Source organism: Halodesulfovibrio oceani subsp. galateae, assembly GCF_055397225.1.
The window spans coordinates 2,963,322-2,985,356 of the sequence record NZ_AP042453.1 but is presented as its reverse complement, the minus strand read 5'-3'; the positions used below and the strand labels follow the sequence as shown (position 1 = coordinate 2,985,356).

Here is a 22,035-nt window from a genome sequence, read left to right as displayed (position 1 = left end):
TATTGCGTAAACAGACTAGCTACCGCAGCAGCAGTCAGTGAGTGCGCTGAGAGCGTATTCCTGACGTTCGCGATATTCTTCCTGTTTACCTTTGTTCCAGCGCTTAACTGGGCGGTAGTAGCCTACAACGCGGGTGTAAACTTCTGCTTCGTTGCCACAAGTCGGGCAGTTGAAGTGTTCACCGTTGATGTAGCCGTGTTCCTTACAAATGGAGAAGGTCGGAGTTACGGAGATGTAAGGAATTTTAGTATTAGTCATCGCTTTGATGAGGTAATTCTTTACGCTTTCCGGTTCCGGCACAGCTTCGCCGAGGAAGGAGTGGAATACGGTACCACCATTGTAGAGGGTCTGCAGTTCGTTCTGGTGCTCAAGAGCGTAGAAAACGTCACCGGTAAGACCTACTGGAAGCAGGGTGGAGTTAGTGTAGTAAGGTACTTCGTTACCAGCGCAGATGATGTCTGCGTAAAGGTCTTTGTCTGTTTTAGCCAGACGGTAGCAAGTACCTTCGCCCGGAGTTGCCTCAAGGTTGTAAAGGTGGCCGGTTTCTTCCTGGAAGCGAACTGTAAGGGAACGCAAGTGGTTGAGAACGCGACGCATAAGGCGCAGACCGCTTTCAGTTTCGATACCTTTACCGAGCAAGTTGAGGCATGCTTCGTGACCACCGATAAGACCGATGGTGGAGAAGTGGCCTTTGTAGCCGTTTTTGAGGTAGCGACGGGAGAACGGGAACATGCCTGACTCGAGGTGGTGTTCGCAAAGTTTGCGTTTGAACTCGAGAGAGTCTTTTGCCATTTCTGCGTATTCTTCAACGAGATCGAGGAAATCTTCTTCGTTGTGTGCAAGGTAAGCAAGTTTAGGCAGGTTCAGGGTAACAACACCGATAGAACCGGTGAGGTCGCCAGCGCCGAAGAGGCCGCCTGTTTTTTTGCGGATTTCACGAAGATCCATCTGCAAACGGCAGCACATAGAACGAACATCTTCCGGATTAAGGTCGGAGTTGATGAAGTTCTGGAAGTACGGAACACCGTACTTGGCAGTAAGTTCCATAAGAAGCTGAGCAGGAACGGAATCCCAATCAAAATCTTTAGTAACGTTGTATGTAGGAATAGGGAAAGAGAAGATACGGCCGTCTGCATCACCTTCGAGCATAACCTCGAGGAACGCACGGTTGATCATATCCATTTCTTCCTGATAATCGCCGTAGGTAGTGTCCTGGAACGCGCCACCGATGATGATTGGTTCCTTAGCAATATGCGCAGGAATAACCATGTCGAAGGTAAAGTTGGTGAACGGGCTCTGGCCACCCCAACGGGATGTTGTGTTCAGGTTGTAAACGAGTTTCTGGATCTGCTGACGAACAGTCGGGTAATCGAGTTTGTCGTTACGGATGAACGGTGCAAGGTAGGTATCAACGTTGTTGAATGCCTGTGCGCCGGACCATTCGTTCTGCAGGGTGCCAAGGAAGTTTACAATCTGGCCACATGCGGAGTCGAAGTGTTTTGCTGGTGCAGAGCAGCAGCGGCCTTCAAGGTTAAACCCTTCGAGAAGCAGGTCGCGCAGGCTCCAACCGGAGCAGTAGCCAGCAAGACCAAAGGAAAGATCGTGAATGTGGAAGTAGCCGTGAGTATGGGACTGACGGATTTCTTCCGGATATTTGTCAAGCACGTAACGAGCCTGAACAGAGCCTGCCATATGCAGGATAAGACCCTGAAATGAATGACCCATGTTGGAGTTTTCGTTTACGCGCCAGTCGCTACGGTCGAGGTAGCTTTCGATCATGCTGGATACGTCGAAGTATGCCTGATCCTGAGTACGCATTTCGCGGCGTTTTTCACGGTAAATGATGTAACGCTCTGCAACAGCATACAAGCGAGCTTCCATAAGTACTTGCTGTACTGTGTCTTGCACTTGTTCTTGCTCTGGAACTTCCACATTCGAAAGTTTTTCTTCAACTTTGCGTGCAAGTCGTTTGGAGAGAAGTGGATCTTTGATGCCACTGCCTTTGAGGGCTTTGAGGATAGCTTGGGCAATTCGTTCGAGGGACCAAGTTTCGATGCAACCGTCTCGCTTGAGGATCTGTTTCGGCATTAGAGCTCCGGACGTCATGAAGTGCAGGCAAAATTAGAGCATACGAAAAGAACGCATGCGCCAGGACAGCATTTCGACATCTTCAGCCTGAGGTGTGTATATAAAGGCAGAACCTCAACATACGCAGGCACAGGTTATGGATTATTTTGATAGAATACCGGTAGTACGCTTTGTTACCGGTAGAGCTTCAGGAAGGTGGCTGGCTTTCTGACTTGTACTGCCGTGGGTGGCAACTTCGGTGAAGACAAGTGAGATTACAGCGGCAGGACCGCACCGGATTAAGACCGGATTTCCTTTGCGCCTTTCGGCTCCTGAAGGAGTATTCTTTGGGTGCCACAGAGCTAACAAAAAGCCCCTTTGGCATCAAGTGTGGAGTTGTGCATATTCGCCCAATCCACAAGTAATTCACAACGTAATATGTCTAAATAAAAGCAGTATTTTTTTTACGCACAAATTCACGATATACTTTTTGCACTTGAGAGTTGACACGAGATTGCTTACTCCCAAAAGGTGATCTACAAGGTGACCAGCATTGCTCTGTAGACCCTGCAAACTGTGACTTGAGTTACGGAAAATAGACTAAAAAGCGGTTACACTCAGGTGATGTGTTATTCTAATTAGTTGCGCTTTTGCTTTTAAAAAGTGAGCATGTTGTGTAAAAAGTAGTGTTGTCACTTTTGAGCGTTTGGCAAACGGATGATTTAAGAGTCATGTTGTTACCGTGCGTCATGTGTGAGAAGGATACAGCATTACATAATCACGATAGAAAAACAGGGAGAGAAAATGAGAGCATTGATTATGGCGTTAAGCCTTATGCTTATTGCACAGGTTGCTGTTGCAGCTCCTAAAATGTCTGAACCTTCGGTAAAGGGTAATTATAAAAACAAAATTCAGTGCGGGTATCTCGCACTGGAGATGCGTAAGAATGAGGCTGCCAAAGAATATTTCACCGCAGGTGAAGCAATGTTTAGAGAGCAGAATCCTGAAGCGACCGAGATGGATATGGCGAAAGTCTTTTCATACGAGCGCGGATTTATGCATGGTTACCTTGCCGGTCAGATGGGCTCAGTTTCCTCAATGGATGAAGTGAATAATGTATTTGCTCATGCGTATGAGAAAATGTGCGCAAAATCTGCCGACAAGCCGCAGCTGAAAGAAAAAACGAAGAAGTAAGTCTTATTAGAAATAAAAAAGCCCCGTACGTGTTGTACGGGGCTTTTTTATTTCTGGAAGATATAGTCAGAGGAAATAGTTAGCATTTGAAACAAGCAATTTTGTTTCTTTTGTGGTGATGCGTGTCTGATTAATAATCGGGGTTAAGGGGACGTGTCCCCTTACGGGGGGGCAGGGGGGAACGCCAGTCAACCGTTCGCGAGTTGCGAGCGTTACGGAAACAAGTGCCCTTGGGGTGAGCCCGCCTGCCCGTCGGAGACAATAGAAAAGCTAATCAGCTTTCTTCCAACCCTTGCCGCGATGGTGTTCCGGAACATTTCGCATTCCCTGAATCACTGGGCATGGTGAAAGGCGTTGGTTCTTTAATAGCCTGTTATCCAGCACAACCACGAGACCCGAATCTGTTTCACGTCTTATGAGCCTGCCTGCTCCCTGTCTGAACTTGATGGCTGTTTCGTAGCGATAGCGCTCCCAGAAGACACCATCAGGCAGGAATCGCTTTCGAGCATCCATGAGCGGGGAATTGGGCGCTGGGAACGGCAGTCGGGTTATGACAACCTGCGTGAGCGTCTTCCCGGGGAAATCTACTCCGTGCCAGAATGTTTCGACTCCGAATAAGACGCTTTCGCGTGTTGTACGGAATTCTTCAATAAGCGCTGTGGCTGGCTCGCCCTTTCGTTGGAAAAGAAGCGGATAACTACCGTCGTAGGTAGCTTCCAGATTCTTGCGCAGCGCTTCTAAGTCTTCGTAACTGGCGCACAGAACGAGAGTCGCTCCATCGTTGTATTCTATGAGCTTGGGCAGCACATTGAGCGTGTATTCCAGCCATAGTTTTTTGTGTTCGTAGAGAGCGCTCGGGGCATCTGAAGGAACAACAAGTGAGTAGTCCGGCGTAAAAGGCGGTGCTACTCGGGCAACAAAGCATGGTTTCGGTGGTGCTTCTTCATCTGAAAATTTGAGAACATCTGCTTTTCCCAGTCCGAGTGTACGTCTGTATGGTGTAAAGCTGGACTGATGGGTGAGGGTGGCGGATGTCAGAATAACGGTGTCACGCTGTTTGATAATGGTTTCACGGATAAAAGCACCCATGTAGACTTGCCCGCCGCAGAGTATCCAGTTGCGTGGAAAAACGTGGATAGAATTCCACGTGCCGTCTTCATGTAGCCCTTTGCGGATGAGCATGAGGTTAACGCTGATTTCTTGCAGTAGAGTACGCATTGTGCGGCAACGAGATATAGTCTTGTATCCCAGTGGAAGGTCGCCCGCCTTCTTGCCGGTAAAGAACGCTGAAAATTCGCTGATGCGTTCCAGATGCTTATTGAGAATTGCGAGGTCTTTTGCAGCGTCGCCTTCTGTGAAAGCTTTGTGAGCAGGCGTTACGGGCACGGCTCCAAAGGCTGCACCCTGATTCATTTGTTTGAACTGGTCACGCAACGCACCTATTTTTGTGACGGTGTACGCAATTTCGCTAACCACAGCTTCGGCCTGATTTTCTACTGCTTCCGTTGTGGACGGGGCAAGAATGAGCTTGCGGCATTGTTCGCGAAGGTAGCGGCAGTAGAAGAAAATATCTGATGTTGAAACTTCAGGACTCAAAGTTGTGCGAACGGCATCCTCAAAGTGATTTGCTTCGTCGATAACGCAATGTTTGAATAAATCGCTCAGAAGCGGATCGCTTTCCATCAGCACTAATTTGTTGTGGTTGGTGATGACGAGGCGAGACTGGGCTGCTTCTGCGGTGACAATATTACCGGGGCATCGCTTGTGGGTGCTGAAACAACCACTTCCCGCTGAAACCTCCTGCGCAATATTGCTCAGGGTTCGTCCTTCGTCAAAATATGCACGCAGGCGCGGCGTAACGTCATCTAAATCTGCGATGCGATAATGGTAGCAGATATTGGCAAAATAGAGCCACGAGAGCAGTTCTATGCCATCCAGCAGGGGAGAGAGGATGTCATTTAACTTCTGCGCACAAACGTAGTTTGATTTTCCTTTAATGAGCGAAACGGGGATATCGTTGTACTGCCCAAAAAGTTCGCGACAGGAGTCCAGCTCGTTGCCGTACAACTGTTTCTGTAAGCTTTTTGTGTAGGTTGCGATCGCCACACGTTGTGAAGGATTCCGCTTTAGAAATTCCATAACAGGCAGGAGATACCCGAGGGTCTTGCCTGTACCGGTTCCGGCTTCAATGCAGGCAACAGCGTTGGAGTTTATGGCGTGCGCTATGTGCGACGCGTAGTCTACTTGTGGCTGCCGAACAGTATATCCCTTACGTTTATGGGCAAGCTGTTCGTAGAGCTGTTGAATATCGTCTTCAGGGAGTTCCTGATACGCTTCACGTTCAACGGTAATTTTTTCTTTTTTTGGCGCTGTGTCTAAAAATTGTTCCCAGTCTGCTGTTTCCGGTTTTGATACCGGAGTTATGAGCGCATTGCCGAAATAGCTGCTGTAGTGTTCAAGAATATGGCAGCAGAAGGTACCGAAAAGTGTGTTGCTTGTGCCAAGATAATAGCGAAGGGCGCTTGCAGCAGGGAAAGAGGTGTCGTTCAACACGGTGCCGAAGAGGTGCTGTAAAAGGTCGACACAGATACCGGCACCTTCCAAGGCGGTGAAGCTAATTTTTTGACGCTCTTGCTTATGGAGATATTCCCATAACGATTTAGCTGTGGCGGCACCTGTCCACGGCATGAAATAATCTGCCAGTAGTGCGGCATCGATGATGCGTTCGTTATTGCAAAGCGGCTCCAGCGAGATGATATGCCCGTTCGGAACGTAGCCCACCACATGCTCAATGCCTTCCAGAAAATCTTGAAGATGACCGGAGACGGTAATTTCGTCCGGAGCATTTTTGAGTTTTGCTTCACTCAACTGTGAGTGGGTATATTCCCGCGCTCGAAGTTTTTCGGAGCGAATATTGGAGGCGAACTCGGTTATTGTGGCATCTTTTGAAATGCGCAATGCCGCAACGGAGTAGATTCGCTTCTCGCCGTTGCTAAGGCTGCGTTCATGCCCGAAGACAATGGCAATATCTTCGATGGGAGTAGTAAAAGGACGAAACATATTCTTGGCATACCAGAACCAAACAAGGCTGTCAGTTGTGAATTATTACAAGTGGTTTTGCGCCGTTATGGGCTGGTGATATAAATAAAAATCAATATGCCAGATGATTGCAGGCAAGAGCTCATCACTTCTGCGGGATGCAGGTGCGCGCTCTACTTACAGAAAAAATAAAAAGGCAGCCGTGAGGCTGCCTTTAAAATATGGTCATTTTATTTTCGCACAAGGAGCGGTTTAGCCAGACTCTTGAAGTGCGTTCCATGTTCATCAGGTGGATTACGCCATAGATGACCACTGCGAAGCAGCAGGTCGTCTGACGCTTTTGGTCCCCACGATCCGGCTTTGTACGGATGTAATGGAGCTTTTTCCGGATGATCTCGCCAGAAGTTGAGAACCGGATCAACAACTTTCCACGCTGCTTCAACGCCCTCGCGGGAAAGGAATAGCGTGCGGTCACCTAACATGCAGTCAAGCAGCAGGCGTTCATAGGCATCCTGTGGGGCGGTGTCGAACACTTCATCATACTTGAAGGAAAGGGACAGACTCGCCATGCAGGATTTTGGCCCCGGCTGCTTGGTGTGAATGGTTAGATCAACACCTTCGTCAGGTTGAATCTTCATAACCAGAATATTTGCTGGCATTTCATGTTGCGATTCAAATCCGAACACAGAATGAGGAACACGTTTGAAGGTTACCGCAACTTCAGATTCGCGCATGTGCAACCGCTTGCCGGAGCGCATGTAAATGGGGACACCCTGCCAGCGCCAGTTGTCGATATAGAGCTTCATGCCCACAAAGGTTTCCGTGGTGGAATCCGGCGCAATATTTGGCTCGTCGTGGTATCCCTGTGCGGCTTTTCCATCCATTTTTCCCGCTGCATATTGAGCGCGCACAATGTTGTCCTTCAGTGTGCGTTCCGACCACGGGCGTATTGCTTTTAATAGCTTAACGCGTTCTCCCTGAACATACTCAGCTTCAAACCGAGTCGGTGGCTCCATTGTGACGAGCGAGAGCATCTGCAACATATGGTTCTGGAACATGTCACGAAGACACCCGGCTTCTTCGTAATAGCCGCCTCTGTGTTCAACGCCGACGGATTCTGCCACGGTTATTTGAATATTGTCGATGTACCGCTGGTTCCAGAGCGGTTCGAACATAATATTGGCAAAACGAAGCATTAAAATGGACTGCACCGTCTCTTTACCAAGGTAATGGTCAATGCGGAAAATCTGCGACGGCTTGAGCATGGAGGTGAGATGTTTATCCAGCTCCAATGCCGACTGTAAATCGTGTCCGAACGGTTTTTCGAAAACAACACGCGCCCACGGGTCCTCGTTCTCCCCTTCCACAGTAAGACCGGATTGAGACAAGCGGCTTACGACAGTTGGATGCAGTTGTGGCGGAAGCGCAAGGTAGAAGAGTTTGTTTTCTTTTTTTGAAAAGTCATCTTCGCATCCCGAAGCTTTTTTTTGTAACCGCCTGTACGCTTCAATATCGCTGTAGTCGCCGGACGTGTATCTGCACTGTGAAAGGAACGAGTCGAGGATTTCTCCTTTTGTGTCTTCGTGTGCATCAACAAGTGCTTCACGTACTCGCTCCCGAAAATCCTCATCTGTCATCTCTGTACGCGCAAAACCCAATATGTAGAATTTTGAAGGCATGAGTTTGCGCAAGTACAGATTAAACAGCGAAGGAAGGAGCTTTCTGTACACAAGGTCACCGGAGGCACCAAAAATGATGATCCCGCAGCCTTCCGGCTTTTGTTCTTCACACGGAGTGTGAGTTGGAGTCATCCTGGCTTTAACATTAGGCATGGGCGTTCCTACTCTTTTTTAACGGCATGACCGCCGAATTCGTTACGCAGTGCTGCAAGAACTTTGTTAGAGTAAACATCTTCCTGACGTGATTCAAAGCGCTTGAAGAGTGACTGGGCAAGCACTGGGGCGGATACGCCATATTCAACGCTATTAAGCACAGTCCAGCGTCCTTCACCGGAATCGTCAACGAATCCTCTGATGGACGAGAGATCAGGGTCACGTTCGTAGGCGAGCACCAGTAATTCGAGAAGCCAGCAACGGACAACGCTGCCTTGTCCCCAAAGATCTGCAATGCCGCCGAGGTCAAGCTTGTCGAAAGGACCGTTGCGCATAAGGTCAAAGCCTTCGCCTATGGCTTCCATCATGGCATATTCTATGCCGTTATGAACCATTTTGACAAAGTGACCTGAACCTACAGGGCCAACATGTTTCCAGCCTCGTGGTGGTGCCAGAGTGTCGAATATCGGCTTGGCGCGCTGGACGAAGCGGTCTTTGCCGCCGACCATTGTGCAGTATCCGATTTTTAAACCCCATACCCCACCCGAAACACCGGCATCAATGTAGCCGCAGCCTTTTTCAACAAATGCTTTTGAATTTTCCTGATCATCCTTCCAGTAGGAGTTGCCGCCTTCGATGACCAGATCATCTGGATCAAGTGCTTCTAAAATTTCTTTCAAGGCCATCTTGGTAACATTGCCGGAAGGCAGCATGCACCAGACTGTGCGGGGGCCAGTAAGTTTTTGCACTGCTTCTTTAATTGTCTGTGCACCGGTAGCACCTTCGCTAACCATTACGGCAACTTTATCAGGTGAGCGGTTCCAGACTACAACGTCATGTCCATCTTTCAGGAGACGGCGAGCCATGTTCATTCCCATTCGACCAAGACCGATCATTGCTATTTGCATACGATTACCTCTGAAAAGTAATTTGGTTTCTGGTAAAAAATGAATTCAACTTACAAAGTACGTGAGCTGCGTTGTTAGTGCAATCCGCAGTCATTATATTTGCAGGTGCGTCTGACTATTGAGATGAAGTTATTTTATTCTCCTAATCCGCAATTTCTCATTCTTTGATCACGCGAAAGTTCGCTTGTTCGCGGCTGCCAGTTGATTAATCTACGTACTCGCCTCGCGTAAAAATGGGTCAAGGGGGATTCCCCCTTGCGGATGCAAGGCAGCGCCTTTGCCCGCCGGAGGCATACTCACCCACCGGAGGTACATTCGTTTGTCAGCTATATGAGTTCCTGCTATGCTCCCCCAATGCGAATCGTAGTTCTGTCAGATATTCACGCAAATTATGAAGCCCTTACTAGTGTGCTACATGATATTGCCCAGTCTTTTCCAGATGTTTCCGAGATAATTTCTCTTGGTGATATCGTGGGCTATGGCCCGGACCCTGAGTTGTGTGTCAAAACCGTTCAGGAACACGGTATTATTTCTGTTGCGGGAAACCATGAACTTGGTGTTGGGCGCAGTAAGTATCGTTCCTGCTTCAACAAGCAATCTGTTGAAGTGGTAGATAAAACAGCACAATTACTTTCTGAAGAATCGCTGGAATACCTGCGGTCGCTTCCTCTCGTGCTTTCGTTGCACGGCGCTCTGTTTGTTCACGGGCTGCCGCCTCGGTCGGCATTCCAATATATTTGGGAGCTGGATGACGAGCGGGTTCTGCTAAAATTTTCTCGGTTCCCTGAACAAATTGCTTTTCTTGGTCACACGCATGAGCTTGGGCTTGTCAGCGCTGCAAACGGCAGTGTGATGCGTGGCGACTTGAAAGAAGGCACTCATACCCTCGATTTTACCAGCCGATATATGGTGAATGCAGGCGCGGTGGGACAACCGCGTGATGGCGATCCGCGGGCAAAGTATCTTGTGTGGGATACAGAATCTCACGAATTAATCGTACGCTGTGTTGCGTATGATCCCACAGAGACTGTTGCCAAGATGAAGGCAATCGGGATGCCGGAACGATACGCCAGACGACTGCTGCCGTAGTCTACAGGGAAAATACATGAAGATTGGACGCTATACAGTATGCGGCCTGCTTGGCAGGGGCGGTATGGGGGCTGTTTTTAAAGCTCGCCAGCCGGTCACCGGACGCATTGTTGCACTCAAAGTTCTCAAGCCTTCCGAGATGATGGAAATGTTTGTTGATCGGGATGAACTTGTTGCGCGGTTTGAATCTGAAGCGCGCATTATGGGAAAACTTGATCATCCTAATATCGCTGCCATATGGGATTATGATATTGCTGACGGCACGCCGTTTTTCATCATGGAGTATTTCTGCCGTAACCTTGGCATGGTAATCGGTGAAAGCTACCGTGTGGAAGCACCAACCCGAAAACTTCCGCTTACAACCGCAGTCTCATATGCCACGCAAACTCTTGATGCTCTGTATAGAATGCATCAGGCTGGCGTTGTGCACAGGGACGTGAAGCCGTTCAACCTTATGATTACAGGGTTGGATGAAATTAAGTTAATTGATTTCGGACTGTCACGTCTTCGTGGAGAAATGAGGCCGACCACAGCCGCAAAAGGTGAACGTATAGGCTCACCTTACTATGCAGCACCAGAGCAGGAAGCAGCACCGGACAGTGCGGACGGCAGGTCGGATATTTTTTCTGTAGGTGTCATGTTATACCGAATGCTTACTGGGGTGTTGCCTACAGACGAAGCAGTGTATACAAACAATGTTGTTCCGCGTGCCAGCCAATATTCTCTTGATCTTGATGCTGAGTGGGATGCCTTTTTTGATACGGCAATGGCGTTTGATCCAGAAGACCGTTTTGCGACAGCAAAGGACATGCGCATTGCGCTTGATACTTTGGTGGCAGCATGGCGTGAGCGGGTCGACAATGAATGCCGTTTTATTGATGAATTTGCTGAAACCCCGCCGTGCCCGACGGATGCGCCTGTTCTGCGTTCAGCGCCTGTGAAAGTGCGCTTAGCAGAGGCACAGAAAACTTTTGGGCTGGATTCATTATGGCGTCCCGCTTGTGTTGGTATGGCAGACCTTACTGATAATGAGGACGGAACCGTAACGGATTCTGTTACAGAAAAAATGTGGCAGCAGTCCGGTAGTGAATTTGCATGTACATGGGACGAAGCCCATACGTATATTGCATCGTTGAATGAAAAAAAATTTGCAAGCTATCGGGATTGGCGGTTGCCGACAGTGGACGAACTATCGTCACTAGTGCAGGAACCACCGGAACTTGGAGCTTTTTGTGTGCCGCAGCTTATGGACAGCGCACAGGATACACTCTGGACGTGCGATTCAAAGTCATATATGGCGGCATGGTTTGTGAGTGCATCATTGGGTTTTGTAGGCTGGCAGGATATGACATGTCAGTTTGCTGTCAGAGCGGTGCGCGGATAGACAAACTATCCATACAGATAAAAAAGGAGACCTAACATGGGTCAGGAAATACAAAAAGAATGTACCCGTTGCGGTACATGTTGTGCCAAGGGCGGCCCTGCTCTGCACAAATCAGATCTTGAGCTGTACGAGAAAGGGGTTTTTCAGCGTAAAGACCTTATGACTTTCCGCCGTGGTGAGCTGGTACGTAACAACGTGACTGGCCAGCTTGAGCCGCTTCAGCAGGAACTCGTAAAAATTACCCGCCGTAACGAAAGCACATGGACTTGCTGCTTTTTTAACGTAGTAGATCGTCTTTGTTTTATCTACAACGACCGTCCTGCAGAGTGTAAAACTCTGGACTGTTGGAACCCTGATGCACTTCAGGAAATGTACGAAGAAAACCGCATCACCCGTTTTGATGTTCTCGGTGATAACAACGGCTATGCTGAACTCGTAAGAATGCATGAAGAAAAATGTGGTTACGAGTACCTTGGAACCATTTTCGAACGTATGAAAGAAGATCCTTCTGCTAGAGAAGATTTCTTGGAATCAGTTCGCTTCGATATGGCATTCCGTAAGGTAGTTCAGGAAAAAGCCGGGGTTCCTTCAGCAGAAATGGAATTTCTGTTTGGTCGTACCCTTGGTGAAACCGTGCATATGTTCGGTCTGCGTATCGTAGATACCGAGCACGGCCCTGAGCTTGAAAATATTATCGAGAAAAAAGTAAGCTAGCTCCCCGCTAGGAGGACTGTATGTACATCGTTACTGGTGGCGCCGGAATGATCGGCAGCGCTATGATCTGGAAGCTCAACGAAATGGGTATTACAGATATTATTGTAGTGGACAATCTCGCTTCTACTGAGAAATGGAAGAACCTTGTTAACCGTACCTACGAAGAATACGTCCACCGCGATACTTTTCTCGAAATGGTAATGCATGACCAGCTTCCTTGGGAAGTTGATGCTGTTATCCACATGGGTGCGTGTTCTTCTACTACTGAAAAAGACGCAGATTTCCTTATGGAAAACAACCTGCAGTACACAAAAGCAATGTGCGAACTGGCGCTTATGAACGATGCTCGTTTCATTAACGCTAGCTCTGCTGCAACATATGGTGACGGCCAGTTCGGTTTTGAGGATTCCCTTGAAACTATGAGCAAGCTGAAGCCGCTGAACATGTACGGGTATTCCAAACAGCTTTTTGATCTCTGGGCAGACCGTACCGGACGTCTCGATAAGATTGCGTCCCTTAAATTCTTCAACGTGTACGGCCCGAATGAATACCATAAAGGCAACATGATGAGTGTTGTGTGTAAGGCATTCTCCCAGATTGGTGACACTAAAGAGATGAAGCTCTTTAAGTCTTACCATCCAGATTTCCCGCACGGTGGTCAGAAACGTGACTTTGTGTACGTAAAAGACTGCGTTGATGCTATGTGGTGGCTCCTTGAGAATCCACAGGCCAACGGTATATTTAACTTTGGTACCGGCAACGCGCGCACATGGAATGATCTTGCGAACTCAGTATTTGCTGCAATGGATATTAAATCCAACATCAGCTACATTGAAATGCCGGAAGTTCTGCGTGGTAAATACCAGTACTTCACAGAAGCACCGATGAAACGTCTTCAGGACGCCGGTTGCCCTGTGAAATTCCGCTCTCTTGAAGAAGGCGCGAAAGATTACGTACAGAACTACCTCGCACAGGAAGATCCATACCTGTAGCACCGAGCGTGCAAAACTTCGTGTCTACGAAGTAGTTGCAGATTGTTAATCTGCACCAATAGCAAATGAAAAAGGGTGGAGCCATAAGCTCCACCCTTTTTTTGTTTTGATTTTTGCGCAGTTGCTATTCTATGGTTTTACCGCCACAGCGAACAAGGCACATGGTTACTGGCTCGCGTAGGATAATTCCCTGCTGGATCATGTCGCAGAGTTGGTCTGAAAAAGCATCAAGCTTCTCTTTGTCATCCACAATGCGGATAATTACAGGAATATCTGAGCTTCTGCCCAGCGGGTTTTCTCTGTGGATTTTTTTGGCTGCACCATACCCCATAATCCCTTTGTTAACAGTAGCACCGGCGATACCGAATTTCTGGGCTTCTTCTACAATTGCGCGGTATAATGGTTCGCCATTGTGTTTTCTATCTTCATCAATGATGCATGTAATGCGTTCAACTTTTGAGCATTCCTTCATTTCGGCCTCCGTCGGAGCTGTCTAAGCGTTGCGGTGTATTGGAAAATTGTGTGCGTATTCCTTTTTTGAAAAAATTCAATGAATACCATGACACAATACAATTTCCGAGGAGTTGTATCTGCTATTTTAAACAGAGTGGCAGACAGTTAGCAGCGAAAAAGAAGAGATGTTTGAAGAAAAATGAAGAATTTATTTCTGTAACTGTCTTAAAATTAAAGAATAAAAGTTTTTAGAGAGTTGTGGTTAGTTCAATGATTTTTTTCAGACAGAGAAAGTAGGCAATAAAAAACGGTCAGCATTATAAAATGCTGACCGTTTTGTTAGTTCTTGTATTGCGGGGAAGCTGAAATGCTATCCCTTGCGCTTAAACATTTTTTCCAAATCATCAATGGTGAATTGCAGCACAGCAGGGCGTCCATGCGGGCAGTAGGTCCTGTCCGGAGTTGTCAGCCACTGGGCAATAAGACCGGCAGCTTCATCAGATGTGAGCTTTTGGCCGGCTTTGATGGCGCTTTTGCAGGACATCATTGCCCATAAATCTTCCATCGAACTTATTTGACCGGAAAGAATTTCTCGCAGGAATCCCTTTGCCTCCGCTGTCTCAAGGGCAGTGGGAATACCTTTAACGCGGACTTCGGTTTCACCGGACGTTGCCAGTGAAAAGCCTATTTTTTCCAGATCTCCCCACATTTCCTGCAACCTGTGTGCTTCAGAAGGATGGAGCGTAAGGTTCATAGGGAGTGCGAGCAACTGCGAATGTCCTTGTGAGGCATCACGTTTGATGCGTTCAAATAGAATTCGTTCATGCACAGCATGTTGATCCAGCAATATTAATTTTTGATTCCGCTGACGGATAATCAGATATGTGTCTGCCATCTGTCCGAGGTAGGTCAAATCGCCGACGGTTACATTTTGGCTTTCTGGTTCTGGCTGGGCATGTCCTTGCGGTTCGTAATACTCTGCTGCTGACGTTTCTGCCGTGGCAGCGGCATGTGTTTCTTCTGAGTACGCCTCAGTTGGCGGCGTAATGGATAGATCAGCCTGTTCGGTCGCGATCGTGCCTTGTTCTTCCAGTTCTAGCACTGGAGCATATGGAGCTGGCTCTTGATCTGTAGACGGAGAGAAATTTAACGATACGTCGTTGTTTTCATCCATGCCAGAAGACTGCACCGTGGAAGACTGCACAGCGTCAATATGCATAGTGGAAGTGTGTGCTGTACGGACAACTTCCGTCTCATATCCTGTAGGTTCAGCATTGGGATTACGATTAATAACGCCGTGATCATCTGCCGCCCCCCAGAACCCCGCAGGCTTTGGCGGTGGAGAATCCAGATTCATAGAGGCTTGTGTTGCCGCAGGTGCATGAGTACTAGGCTCCGCTGTGAAAGGATCGGTTCCGGCTTCAACCTGCTCAAGTACTGTAAGGTCATCAAGAGCACGCTCAATACCTTTACGCACTGCAAGGTAGACGCTGTTTTCATCCTGAAAACGTACTTCGTTTTTCGCAGGGTGAACGTTGGCGTCTACAAGCTCCGGCTGCATTTCAAGAAACAAAGCAATTTGCGGGTATTCTTTACTCAGCAAGCGTCCTCTGTACCCATCGCGCACTGCACGCATGAGAAGCCTGTCGTTAACAGATCGTCCGTTTACCCAGAAGAGCATACGGTCAGCACGAGGCTGTGCCTTTTGTGGATGTCCTGCCAATCCTCGAATGGTATAGCCCTCGCGGGTATGATTCAGAGGAAGCAGTGAATCTGTAATGGCTGGCGGCCAAAGAATCGCTAGACGGTCGCGGAGTGTCTGGTTTGTAGGAAAACGCCAAACCTCACGGCCGTTGTTTGTAAACGTAAAACCGACATCAGGGCGCGCAAGCGCGAGACGCGAGAGCATTTCCTGACAACGTTTGGTTTCAGTATTTTTTGTTTTAAGAAATTTGAGTCGTGCCGGAATATTGGCAAACAGGTCACGAATTTCAACCACAGTTCCCTGATGCAATGCCGCAGGGCCTTGGCTGGCTATGTTGCCGTGTTCTACCTTGATGAAAAACGCGTCTGCCGGAGTATTCACAACTTCCGGTGCTGGCGCAGAGGTAATAGTAAAGGTAGAAACGGAGGCAATGGAAGGGAGTGCTTCGCCACGGAACCCGTAGCTGCCGATGCTCATCAATTCTTCCAGACTGGCTACTTTACTTGTGGCATGACGGGTTACAGCCATTTCAAGTTCATCTTGAGGAATACCATGCCCGTTATCGCGCACTTGAATAAGTGTTTGTCCACCTTCTTCAATTGTGATGTCTACATGCGTCGCGCCAGCATCAATGCTGTTCTCCACAAGTTCTTTCACAACGGATGCTGGGCGTTCGACAACCTCACCCGCAGCAATCTGGTTGCGCAGGTCAGATGGGAGTACCTTAATATGGCGTCTGGGATCAGTTTTCTGTGTCATACAAATTCCATGCTACGGGGCGGTTACGTTTTAGAACTGACAGTTCTATAATTCGTGTACTTAATTAGTTCTGCTTTGGCAATTTGCAACATCTAAATTGATTTTGGATGACAATATTTAGCGGATTCGGAGTAAAAATTGATATTCGTCGATTTGGTTTGAAGAAGTTATAACAAGAGTAAAGGTAAAAGCAGTTTACAAGACTCGCTAGGCTCTGTAACTATTTAAGGGTAGAAAGTGAAACTGTACGGTATACACAGTTTTGCTGCATTTTGCTGTAAGACAGAGGCGTGGTTGCAGCAAGGTGCAAAAATAAAGGGACTCATTTATGAGTCCCTTTATTTATTGGTTAGTTACCGAGATCTGCGTCCATAAACTTCACTAGTTCGAACAGTTTTTTCTGTTGTGTCGAGATGATATGGAACAGTGAGTTTTGTGGAACTAAAATATACGGAACGTCATCCTGTCTTCTGAACAGAAAGTGGGAAAGGATCATGCGGTTAATTGCCTGATGCCCCACAATGAGGACGCGTTCTGCGTTGCCGGAGAGGAACAGTGCTTTTTTCAAGCCCCTGTCTACACGTTCTTTCAAGGTTACGTATCCTTCTCCTTCTGGATAAATATAGCCGTATTTATCGTAGGAACGGTCACGGGCAATCTCAGGGTATTGCTCTTTGATTTCAGAATACATTAAGTTTTCGCATACTCCGGCGTCGATTTCATCAAACTCGGGTAGTGGAATAACTGTGCAGTTCGGCATGTGGTTTACAACATACTGTGCGGTTTGTTGCGAACGTCGTTTCATGCTGGTGAAGACGTAGTTAATTTCATCTCCCCTAAAATACTCGCCAAGGCAGCTCGCTTGTTTATGACCAAGCTCTGTTAACGAGGAGTTACCCCCGATTCTGTCCATGACGTTGTATTCTGTCTGACCATGCCGCGCGAGATAGAGATTACGCACCCAGTCCGAAACAAGAATGTCACGGATGTTTGCATAGAACGGTATGCCGCTCGGCACATTTTCATTCAGAATAAGGTTATGTAGAGAATCTACCATTACCCACATTTTTTCATCCAGCAGAGGTGAATAGATGTGTTCGTAATATTTGATGCGCTCTTTAAAGCTCATGCAGGCTTGTTCTTCTGTCAGCTTGGAAAATTCAGAAAGCTTTGTTTTGCGCAGAATAGAAGCATCGACCAGCTCTTCATCATTATTGATGCATTCGATCCAGAGAATTGGATAGATTGCCATGCGTTCAATGGCTAGGCGGCGATGACGGCTGACGTTGGTAGCATCGAGAATGGCGACGTTACCGCCGTTCTGCAAAAACTCCGTGGCACGGTTCATATTGGTAAAAGCAATTTCTTCACGTGCTGCTTTACCTGCCTGATTTGTGGGGCAGTAAAATTCTGGCTCAGAAGATTTGACACCAAGTCGTTCACGGCGGATGTCGCCGTTATTAAAAATTTCTGTGCGGATACCTTCTTTTGAGAGACCATCAAGAATTTTTGCGGCAACAGTTGTTTTACCGCGAGCAGGTAGACCTACCATACCAATATAAAGCTTGTGCATTCTTCCTCCGGCATGTGCGTTACTGGCGTAGTACCAGTGCTGTGTATCGTTGGTAGTTTGTCTCTTCCTTGCGGTTATGTCCAGCGTCCAAACAGCCCCGTAAGTTGTGACAACTTATTGAACATTGGGTGTTGCTGTTGTTCTTTGGTCATGCGCCATTCCCAGTTTCCATTCCCCGTTGACGGCGTATTCATCCTGCCCGAATTATCCAGTCCAAGAATATCCTGAACAGGGAATATGACTGTGTTTGCGACGCTCTGCATGGCAAGACGCATAAAGGTGAGGTGCACATTATCGAGATCAGTACATTGCCCTACAAATTCATGCAGATTGTTCCGCCCCTGATCACCTGCTTCTGTCACATACCATCCCTTTACCGTGGAGTTGTCATGAGTGCCTGTGTATAAAACACAATGCGGTTCATGATGAAACGGTGTGTCTGGATTTCGTGTTAGGTCGCCGCCGAAACCGAATTGCAGAATTTTCATTCCCGGCAGGTTAAACTGCTGTTTCAATTCTCGCACGTCCGCCGTGATAACACCTAAATCTTCGGCAATAATGGGGAGCATCCCGAGACGCAGGGTGAATGTTCTGAATAGCTCCATCCCCGGGGCATCTACCCATTTACCATTTATTGCCGTGGGCTCATCCACAGGTATCTCCCAGTAACCGGCAAAGCCTCTGAAGTGGTCGAGCCGAATCTTATCCATAAGCTCAATATTATGACGCAGGCGGCTTACCCACCATTCAAAATTTTCATGACGCATGGCATCCCAGTTAAATACAGGGTTGCCCCAACGCTGGCCTGTTGCACTGAAATAGTCCGGTGGAACACCACCTACGTGAGTTGGAGTCCCGTTGTTATCTAGTTTGAACAGGTGCGGATGCGTCCAGACGTCTGCGCTGTGATGCGTGACATAAATAGGCAGATCGCCGATAAGGTTAAGCCCGTTTTTGTTGCAATACGCGCGTAATCTTCGCCATTGAGAAAAGAAAATATACTGAACATATTCTTCGTATGCGATGGCATCCTTATGTTCTGCATCCCACTGTAACAGTGCTTCCTGCTCTCTGTATTTCAGCGGATCAGGCCATTCGGTCCATATTTTTCCGGGGTGTTCGTCCATAATGGTTACAAAGCGTGCATAATCACGCAGCCATTCTCTATGGTTTTCTTTGAACACCGAAAAATGCGGACATGTACTGAGTGATTTTTTTTTGCGTGCGTAGGCAATACGCAACAGATGGGCCTTGTAAATTCCGGCTGCTCCGTAGTGTACAAAGGCGTCATGGCCTTGCGGAGAATCACGAACTTCTTCCCATGTGATGATGCCGTCTTCGACCATCATCTCAGGACTGATGAGGAGTGGGTTGCCAGCAAAAGCAGACCAACTTGCATAGGGAGAGTTCCCCATAATTTCTGTAGTGGGAGTAGTTGGCAGAAATTGCCAGTACAGTTGGCCACGCGAGCGGAGAAAATCAGCAAAGTCATATGCCGCGGGTCCAAGATCGCCGATACCGAATCGCGATGGAAGAGATGTAATATGTAAGAGTACTCCGCTGGAGCGAATATTCATAAGAGCCTCCAAGTGACAAAGTCCTTGTTGCGTAGATTAGGGCAAAACGCGCAGCAAAGTGCGAGTTCAGCATTTATCTGACTCTTTTCTATATCATGGAGAGGAAGTCGGAGACTAGGGAGAAGACTTAATTATACAGGAGCTGAATAGAGTTCTGCTCCCGCACGGTGTTAACCGGTGCAAGATCAAGAACAGAGGAGATGAGTTCTTTAAGAAGGCTTTCTTTTTTCTTAGGACCTTCTGTAATAGGCAGAGGAGCTTTGAGATTACAGAGTTTAGCCAGCTCTAAGTAAGCTGTTTCTCTGTCACCAAGCATATCCACAAGGCCTGCTTTCAGGGCTTGTTTACCTGTCATTGCGCGACCGTCTGCATATGGCAGAATCTGTTCACGCTTCATGTGGCGGCCTTCAACGATAACATCGATGAACTGGTTATACATGTCCATGATGATAGCTTGCAGGTATTCTCGTTCTTCCTGAGTCATTGTCTGGAAGGGACTACCGGCAGCTTTAAGTTTACCGCTTGTGAGGGAAAGATAGGAGACGCCGATTTTTTGCATCAGCCCTTTGAAATTGGGGAGTTCCATCTTTACGCCGATGGAGCCGGTGAGTGTTGCGGGGTTGGCAACAATTTTGTGTCCGGCTGCTGCGATGTAGTACCCGCCGGAAGCGGCTACTGTACCCATTGAGATAATAACAGGCTTAACTTCAGCAAGGCGTTTGATAGCAAAGTACATTTCTTGTGAGGCAGCTACGCCGCCACCCGGTGAGTCAATGCGTACGACAACACCTTTAATGGAATCGTCTTTGCGCAGTTTGTATGCCCAATCGGATACTTTGCGGGAGTCGGCAATAAAGCCTTTCACGTTGATTACGCCGAATTTATCCTGCGTAAAATAAGGCATATCATTGCCTTTCGAAACGCGTAAAGCCGCAGTAGCGCCTGCGAACAGGGCTACTGCGGCAATAATTAGCATTATGCCAAACAGAAGTGGATGCTTCTGCGAGAAATTAGGCTTCTTCGCCTGCATCCTCAAGCTGCTTGAAGATATCGCCGAGGGTCTGCTGACCCGCATCGGAACCGCCGGAGCGGAATTCACGAGGCTTTTTGCTGCGTTCTTCAGGTTCCTGGAGCTGTTTGATTGAAAGTCCGAGACGACGTTCTTCAGCGCTAACGTGGATAACTTTAGCTTTGATAGTTACGCCTTCTTTGAACATTTCAGAAGGGGATTTCACTTTTTTCTGAGAGATTTCAGAAACGTGAACGAGACCTTCAATGCCTTCTTCTACTTCTACGAAGAGACCAAAGTCGGTGATGTTGGTAACAAGACCTTCAACGATGGTGCCGTTAGGGTAGTTAGAAGGAACTTTAGACCAAGGATCTTCGGAAAGCTGTTTAACACCGAGGGTGAATTTTTCGCTGTCCTGATCAACTGTAAGAACTTTCGCCTGTACAGTGTCGCCAACCTGGAAGAGTTCATTAGGGTGACGGATCTTTTTGGTCCAAGAGATATCGGAAACGTGAATCAGGCCATCAATGCCGTCTTCAATGCCGATGAACATACCGAATTCGGTGATGTTCTTGATAACACCTTCAAGGATAGTACCTTCAGGGTATTTCTCAGCAACAATTTCCCATGGGTTTGGCTTAACTTGCTTCATGCCAAGGGAAATGCGTTTTTTATCTTCGTCTACGCCGAGGATAACTACTTCAACTTCGTCACCTACGCGTACCATCTGGGATGGGTGGCGGAGTTTACGAGTCCAAGACATTTCAGAAATGTGTACGAGACCTTCAACGCCTGGCTCGAGTTCCACGAATGCACCGTAATCAACGAGGTTTGTAACCTTGCCGCTGAGACGCTGTCCTTCAGGGAATTTCGCGGTGATATCCTGCCAAGGATCTTCAACGAGCTGTTTAAGGCCGAGAGATACTTTCTGGTTATCTTTATCGAAGCTGAGAATTTTCAGTTCGAGTTCCTGACCGAGCTGAACGAGCTCTTTAGGATGGCGAATGCGCTTCCAAGACATATCAGTGATATGCAGGAGGCCGTCGAGGCCGCCGAGGTCAACGAATACACCATATTCGGTGATGTTTTTCGCTTTACCAACAACAATCTGGCCTTCGTTAAGAGTAACGAGAAGGTCTTGACGTTTGGAGTCGCGTTCTTCTTCAAGAAGTACACGGCGAGAAACGATAACGTTGCTACGACGACGGTTGATTTTCAGCACACGGAATTCAAACTCTTCGTTCACGAGCGCGTCCATGTCTGGCACTGGGCGCAGATCGACATGGGAGCCAGGAAGGAAGGCATCAATGCCACCGAGGTCGACTGTGTAGCCACCTTTGATACGACGTACAATGCGGCCAGTAACGACGGAGTTCTTTTCTTGAACTTCTTCGAGCTGGTCGAACATCTGCATGCGTTTTGCTTTTTCAAACGAAAGGGTAATGGTGCCTTCCATTTCGTTCTTGCGAACAACGAAAACATCCACTTTGTCCCCAACGCCTACGCTAACCGCGCCGTCTGCATCTGCAAACTCGGAAGCAGGGATCTGACCTTCTGACTTAAAGTTAACATCAACGAGAACATAATCACTGTCCACGCGAACGATTTCGCCCTTAACGATTGAACCTTCATCCAGCTCACCAAAATCGGAGCTGAGGTAATCTTCAAGTGCAGCCTCAAAGCTCATTTCAGCTTCGAGTGAGTTATTTTCCATGGTTTCCATAAAGAATCCTCCAACCA

The 22,035-nt window shown here is 47.8% G+C and carries 15 protein-coding genes and 1 riboswitch; of the genes, 5 read left to right on the top strand and 10 right to left on the bottom strand.

Annotated elements, in window-relative coordinates; genetic code table 11:
• Positions 1-15 precede the first annotated feature (15 nt).
• A complete protein-coding gene (locus tag ACZ5V1_RS13285) occupies positions 16-2,088 on the bottom strand; it encodes a ribonucleoside triphosphate reductase (RefSeq protein ID WP_160711709.1) in 2,073 nt (690 codons plus the stop codon).
• 180 nt (positions 2,089-2,268) lie between these two features.
• Positions 2,269-2,441: riboswitch (cobalamin riboswitch) on the bottom strand.
• Between the two features lie 430 nt (positions 2,442-2,871).
• Here ACZ5V1_RS13285 and ACZ5V1_RS13280 point away from each other — a divergent pair.
• Positions 2,872-3,261 (top strand): hypothetical protein, encoded by a 390-nt coding sequence (locus tag ACZ5V1_RS13280; RefSeq protein ID WP_464389254.1) that lies wholly within the window; start codon positions 2,872-2,874, stop codon positions 3,259-3,261.
• A 270-nt stretch (positions 3,262-3,531) separates the two neighbouring features.
• Here the strand turns inward: ACZ5V1_RS13280 and ACZ5V1_RS13275 are convergent, their stop codons facing one another.
• The 3 genes from ACZ5V1_RS13275 to gnd form a co-directional block, all read right to left on the bottom strand.
• Positions 3,532-6,321: an ATP-dependent DNA helicase gene (locus ACZ5V1_RS13275; protein ID WP_464389253.1), complete on the bottom strand. Its 2,790-nt coding sequence runs from the start codon at positions 6,319-6,321 to the stop codon at positions 3,532-3,534.
• 209 nt (positions 6,322-6,530) lie between these two features.
• Entirely contained in the window at positions 6,531-8,132 is a 1,602-nt protein-coding gene (zwf, locus tag ACZ5V1_RS13270; protein WP_464389252.1) for a glucose-6-phosphate dehydrogenase, read from the bottom strand.
• An 8-nt stretch (positions 8,133-8,140) separates the two neighbouring features.
• Positions 8,141-9,040: a phosphogluconate dehydrogenase (NAD(+)-dependent, decarboxylating) gene (gnd, locus tag ACZ5V1_RS13265; protein ID WP_464389251.1), complete on the bottom strand. Its 900-nt coding sequence runs from the start codon at positions 9,038-9,040 to the stop codon at positions 8,141-8,143.
• 261 nt (positions 9,041-9,301) lie between these two features.
• Here gnd and ACZ5V1_RS13260 point away from each other — a divergent pair, with 261 nt between their 5' ends.
• From ACZ5V1_RS13260 to rfaD, 4 genes are read left to right on the top strand one after another with little or no spacing between them, the layout of a single operon-like run.
• Positions 9,302-10,129: a metallophosphoesterase family protein gene (locus tag ACZ5V1_RS13260; protein ID WP_464389250.1), complete on the top strand. Its 828-nt coding sequence runs from the start codon at positions 9,302-9,304 to the stop codon at positions 10,127-10,129.
• A 16-nt stretch (positions 10,130-10,145) separates the two neighbouring features.
• On the top strand, positions 10,146-11,513 hold the full coding sequence (locus ACZ5V1_RS13255) for a protein kinase domain-containing protein (protein ID WP_464389249.1): 1,368 nt from the start codon (positions 10,146-10,148) through the stop codon (positions 11,511-11,513).
• A 36-nt stretch (positions 11,514-11,549) separates the two neighbouring features.
• On the top strand, positions 11,550-12,227 hold the full coding sequence (locus ACZ5V1_RS13250; protein ID WP_464389248.1) for a YkgJ family cysteine cluster protein: 678 nt from the start codon (positions 11,550-11,552) through the stop codon (positions 12,225-12,227).
• Between the two features lie 20 nt (positions 12,228-12,247).
• Positions 12,248-13,219: an ADP-glyceromanno-heptose 6-epimerase gene (rfaD, locus tag ACZ5V1_RS13245; protein ID WP_464389247.1), complete on the top strand. Its 972-nt coding sequence runs from the start codon at positions 12,248-12,250 to the stop codon at positions 13,217-13,219.
• A gap of 124 nt (positions 13,220-13,343) precedes the next feature.
• On the opposite strand, the gene ACZ5V1_RS13240 is transcribed toward rfaD, so the two are convergent.
• From ACZ5V1_RS13240 to ACZ5V1_RS13215, 6 genes are all read right to left on the bottom strand, one after another.
• Positions 13,344-13,691 carry a DUF190 domain-containing protein gene (locus ACZ5V1_RS13240; RefSeq protein ID WP_464389246.1) on the bottom strand — a complete coding sequence of 116 codons (348 nt, stop codon included), beginning with the start codon at positions 13,689-13,691 and terminating at the stop codon, positions 13,344-13,346.
• Between the two features lie 351 nt (positions 13,692-14,042).
• Entirely contained in the window at positions 14,043-16,136 is a 2,094-nt protein-coding gene (gene mutL / locus ACZ5V1_RS13235) for a DNA mismatch repair endonuclease MutL (protein WP_464389245.1), read from the bottom strand.
• A gap of 349 nt (positions 16,137-16,485) precedes the next feature.
• Positions 16,486-17,709 (bottom strand): histidine phosphatase family protein, encoded by a 1,224-nt coding sequence (locus ACZ5V1_RS13230; RefSeq protein ID WP_464389244.1) that lies wholly within the window; start codon positions 17,707-17,709, stop codon positions 16,486-16,488.
• Between the two features lie 74 nt (positions 17,710-17,783).
• Complete coding sequence (gene malQ / locus ACZ5V1_RS13225; protein ID WP_464389243.1) at positions 17,784-19,286, bottom strand: 4-alpha-glucanotransferase; 1,503 nt, start codon at positions 19,284-19,286, stop codon at positions 17,784-17,786.
• Between the two features lie 127 nt (positions 19,287-19,413).
• On the bottom strand, positions 19,414-20,316 hold the full coding sequence (sppA, locus tag ACZ5V1_RS13220; protein ID WP_464389242.1) for a signal peptide peptidase SppA: 903 nt from the start codon (positions 20,314-20,316) through the stop codon (positions 19,414-19,416).
• Positions 20,297-22,018, bottom strand: coding sequence for a 30S ribosomal protein S1 (locus ACZ5V1_RS13215; RefSeq protein WP_160711737.1), 1,722 nt, complete (start codon positions 22,016-22,018; stop codon positions 20,297-20,299). The genes sppA and ACZ5V1_RS13215 overlap by 20 nt, the downstream gene beginning before the upstream one ends.
• Between the last annotated feature and the right edge of the window lie 17 nt (positions 22,019-22,035).

Coding starts and splice junctions, on each gene's coding strand:
- ACZ5V1_RS13285 (WP_160711709.1), bottom strand. CDS start 2,088: ATGCCGAAACAGATCCTCAAGCGAGACGGTTGCATCGAAACTTGGTCC.
- ACZ5V1_RS13280 (WP_464389254.1), top strand. CDS start 2,872: ATGAGAGCATTGATTATGGCGTTAAGCCTTATGCTTATTGCACAGGTT.
- ACZ5V1_RS13275 (WP_464389253.1), bottom strand. CDS start 6,321: ATGTTTCGTCCTTTTACTACTCCCATCGAAGATATTGCCATTGTCTTC.
- zwf (WP_464389252.1), bottom strand. CDS start 8,132: ATGCCTAATGTTAAAGCCAGGATGACTCCAACTCACACTCCGTGTGAA.
- gnd (WP_464389251.1), bottom strand. CDS start 9,040: ATGCAAATAGCAATGATCGGTCTTGGTCGAATGGGAATGAACATGGCT.
- ACZ5V1_RS13260 (WP_464389250.1), top strand. CDS start 9,302: ATGCAAGGCAGCGCCTTTGCCCGCCGGAGGCATACTCACCCACCGGAG.
- ACZ5V1_RS13255 (WP_464389249.1), top strand. CDS start 10,146: ATGAAGATTGGACGCTATACAGTATGCGGCCTGCTTGGCAGGGGCGGT.
- ACZ5V1_RS13250 (WP_464389248.1), top strand. CDS start 11,550: ATGGGTCAGGAAATACAAAAAGAATGTACCCGTTGCGGTACATGTTGT.
- rfaD (WP_464389247.1), top strand. CDS start 12,248: ATGTACATCGTTACTGGTGGCGCCGGAATGATCGGCAGCGCTATGATC.
- ACZ5V1_RS13240 (WP_464389246.1), bottom strand. CDS start 13,691: ATGAAGGAATGCTCAAAAGTTGAACGCATTACATGCATCATTGATGAA.
- mutL (WP_464389245.1), bottom strand. CDS start 16,136: ATGACACAGAAAACTGATCCCAGACGCCATATTAAGGTACTCCCATCT.
- ACZ5V1_RS13230 (WP_464389244.1), bottom strand. CDS start 17,709: ATGCACAAGCTTTATATTGGTATGGTAGGTCTACCTGCTCGCGGTAAA.
- malQ (WP_464389243.1), bottom strand. CDS start 19,286: ATGAATATTCGCTCCAGCGGAGTACTCTTACATATTACATCTCTTCCA.
- sppA (WP_464389242.1), bottom strand. CDS start 20,316: ATGCAGGCGAAGAAGCCTAATTTCTCGCAGAAGCATCCACTTCTGTTT.
- ACZ5V1_RS13215 (WP_160711737.1), bottom strand. CDS start 22,018: ATGGAAACCATGGAAAATAACTCACTCGAAGCTGAAATGAGCTTTGAG.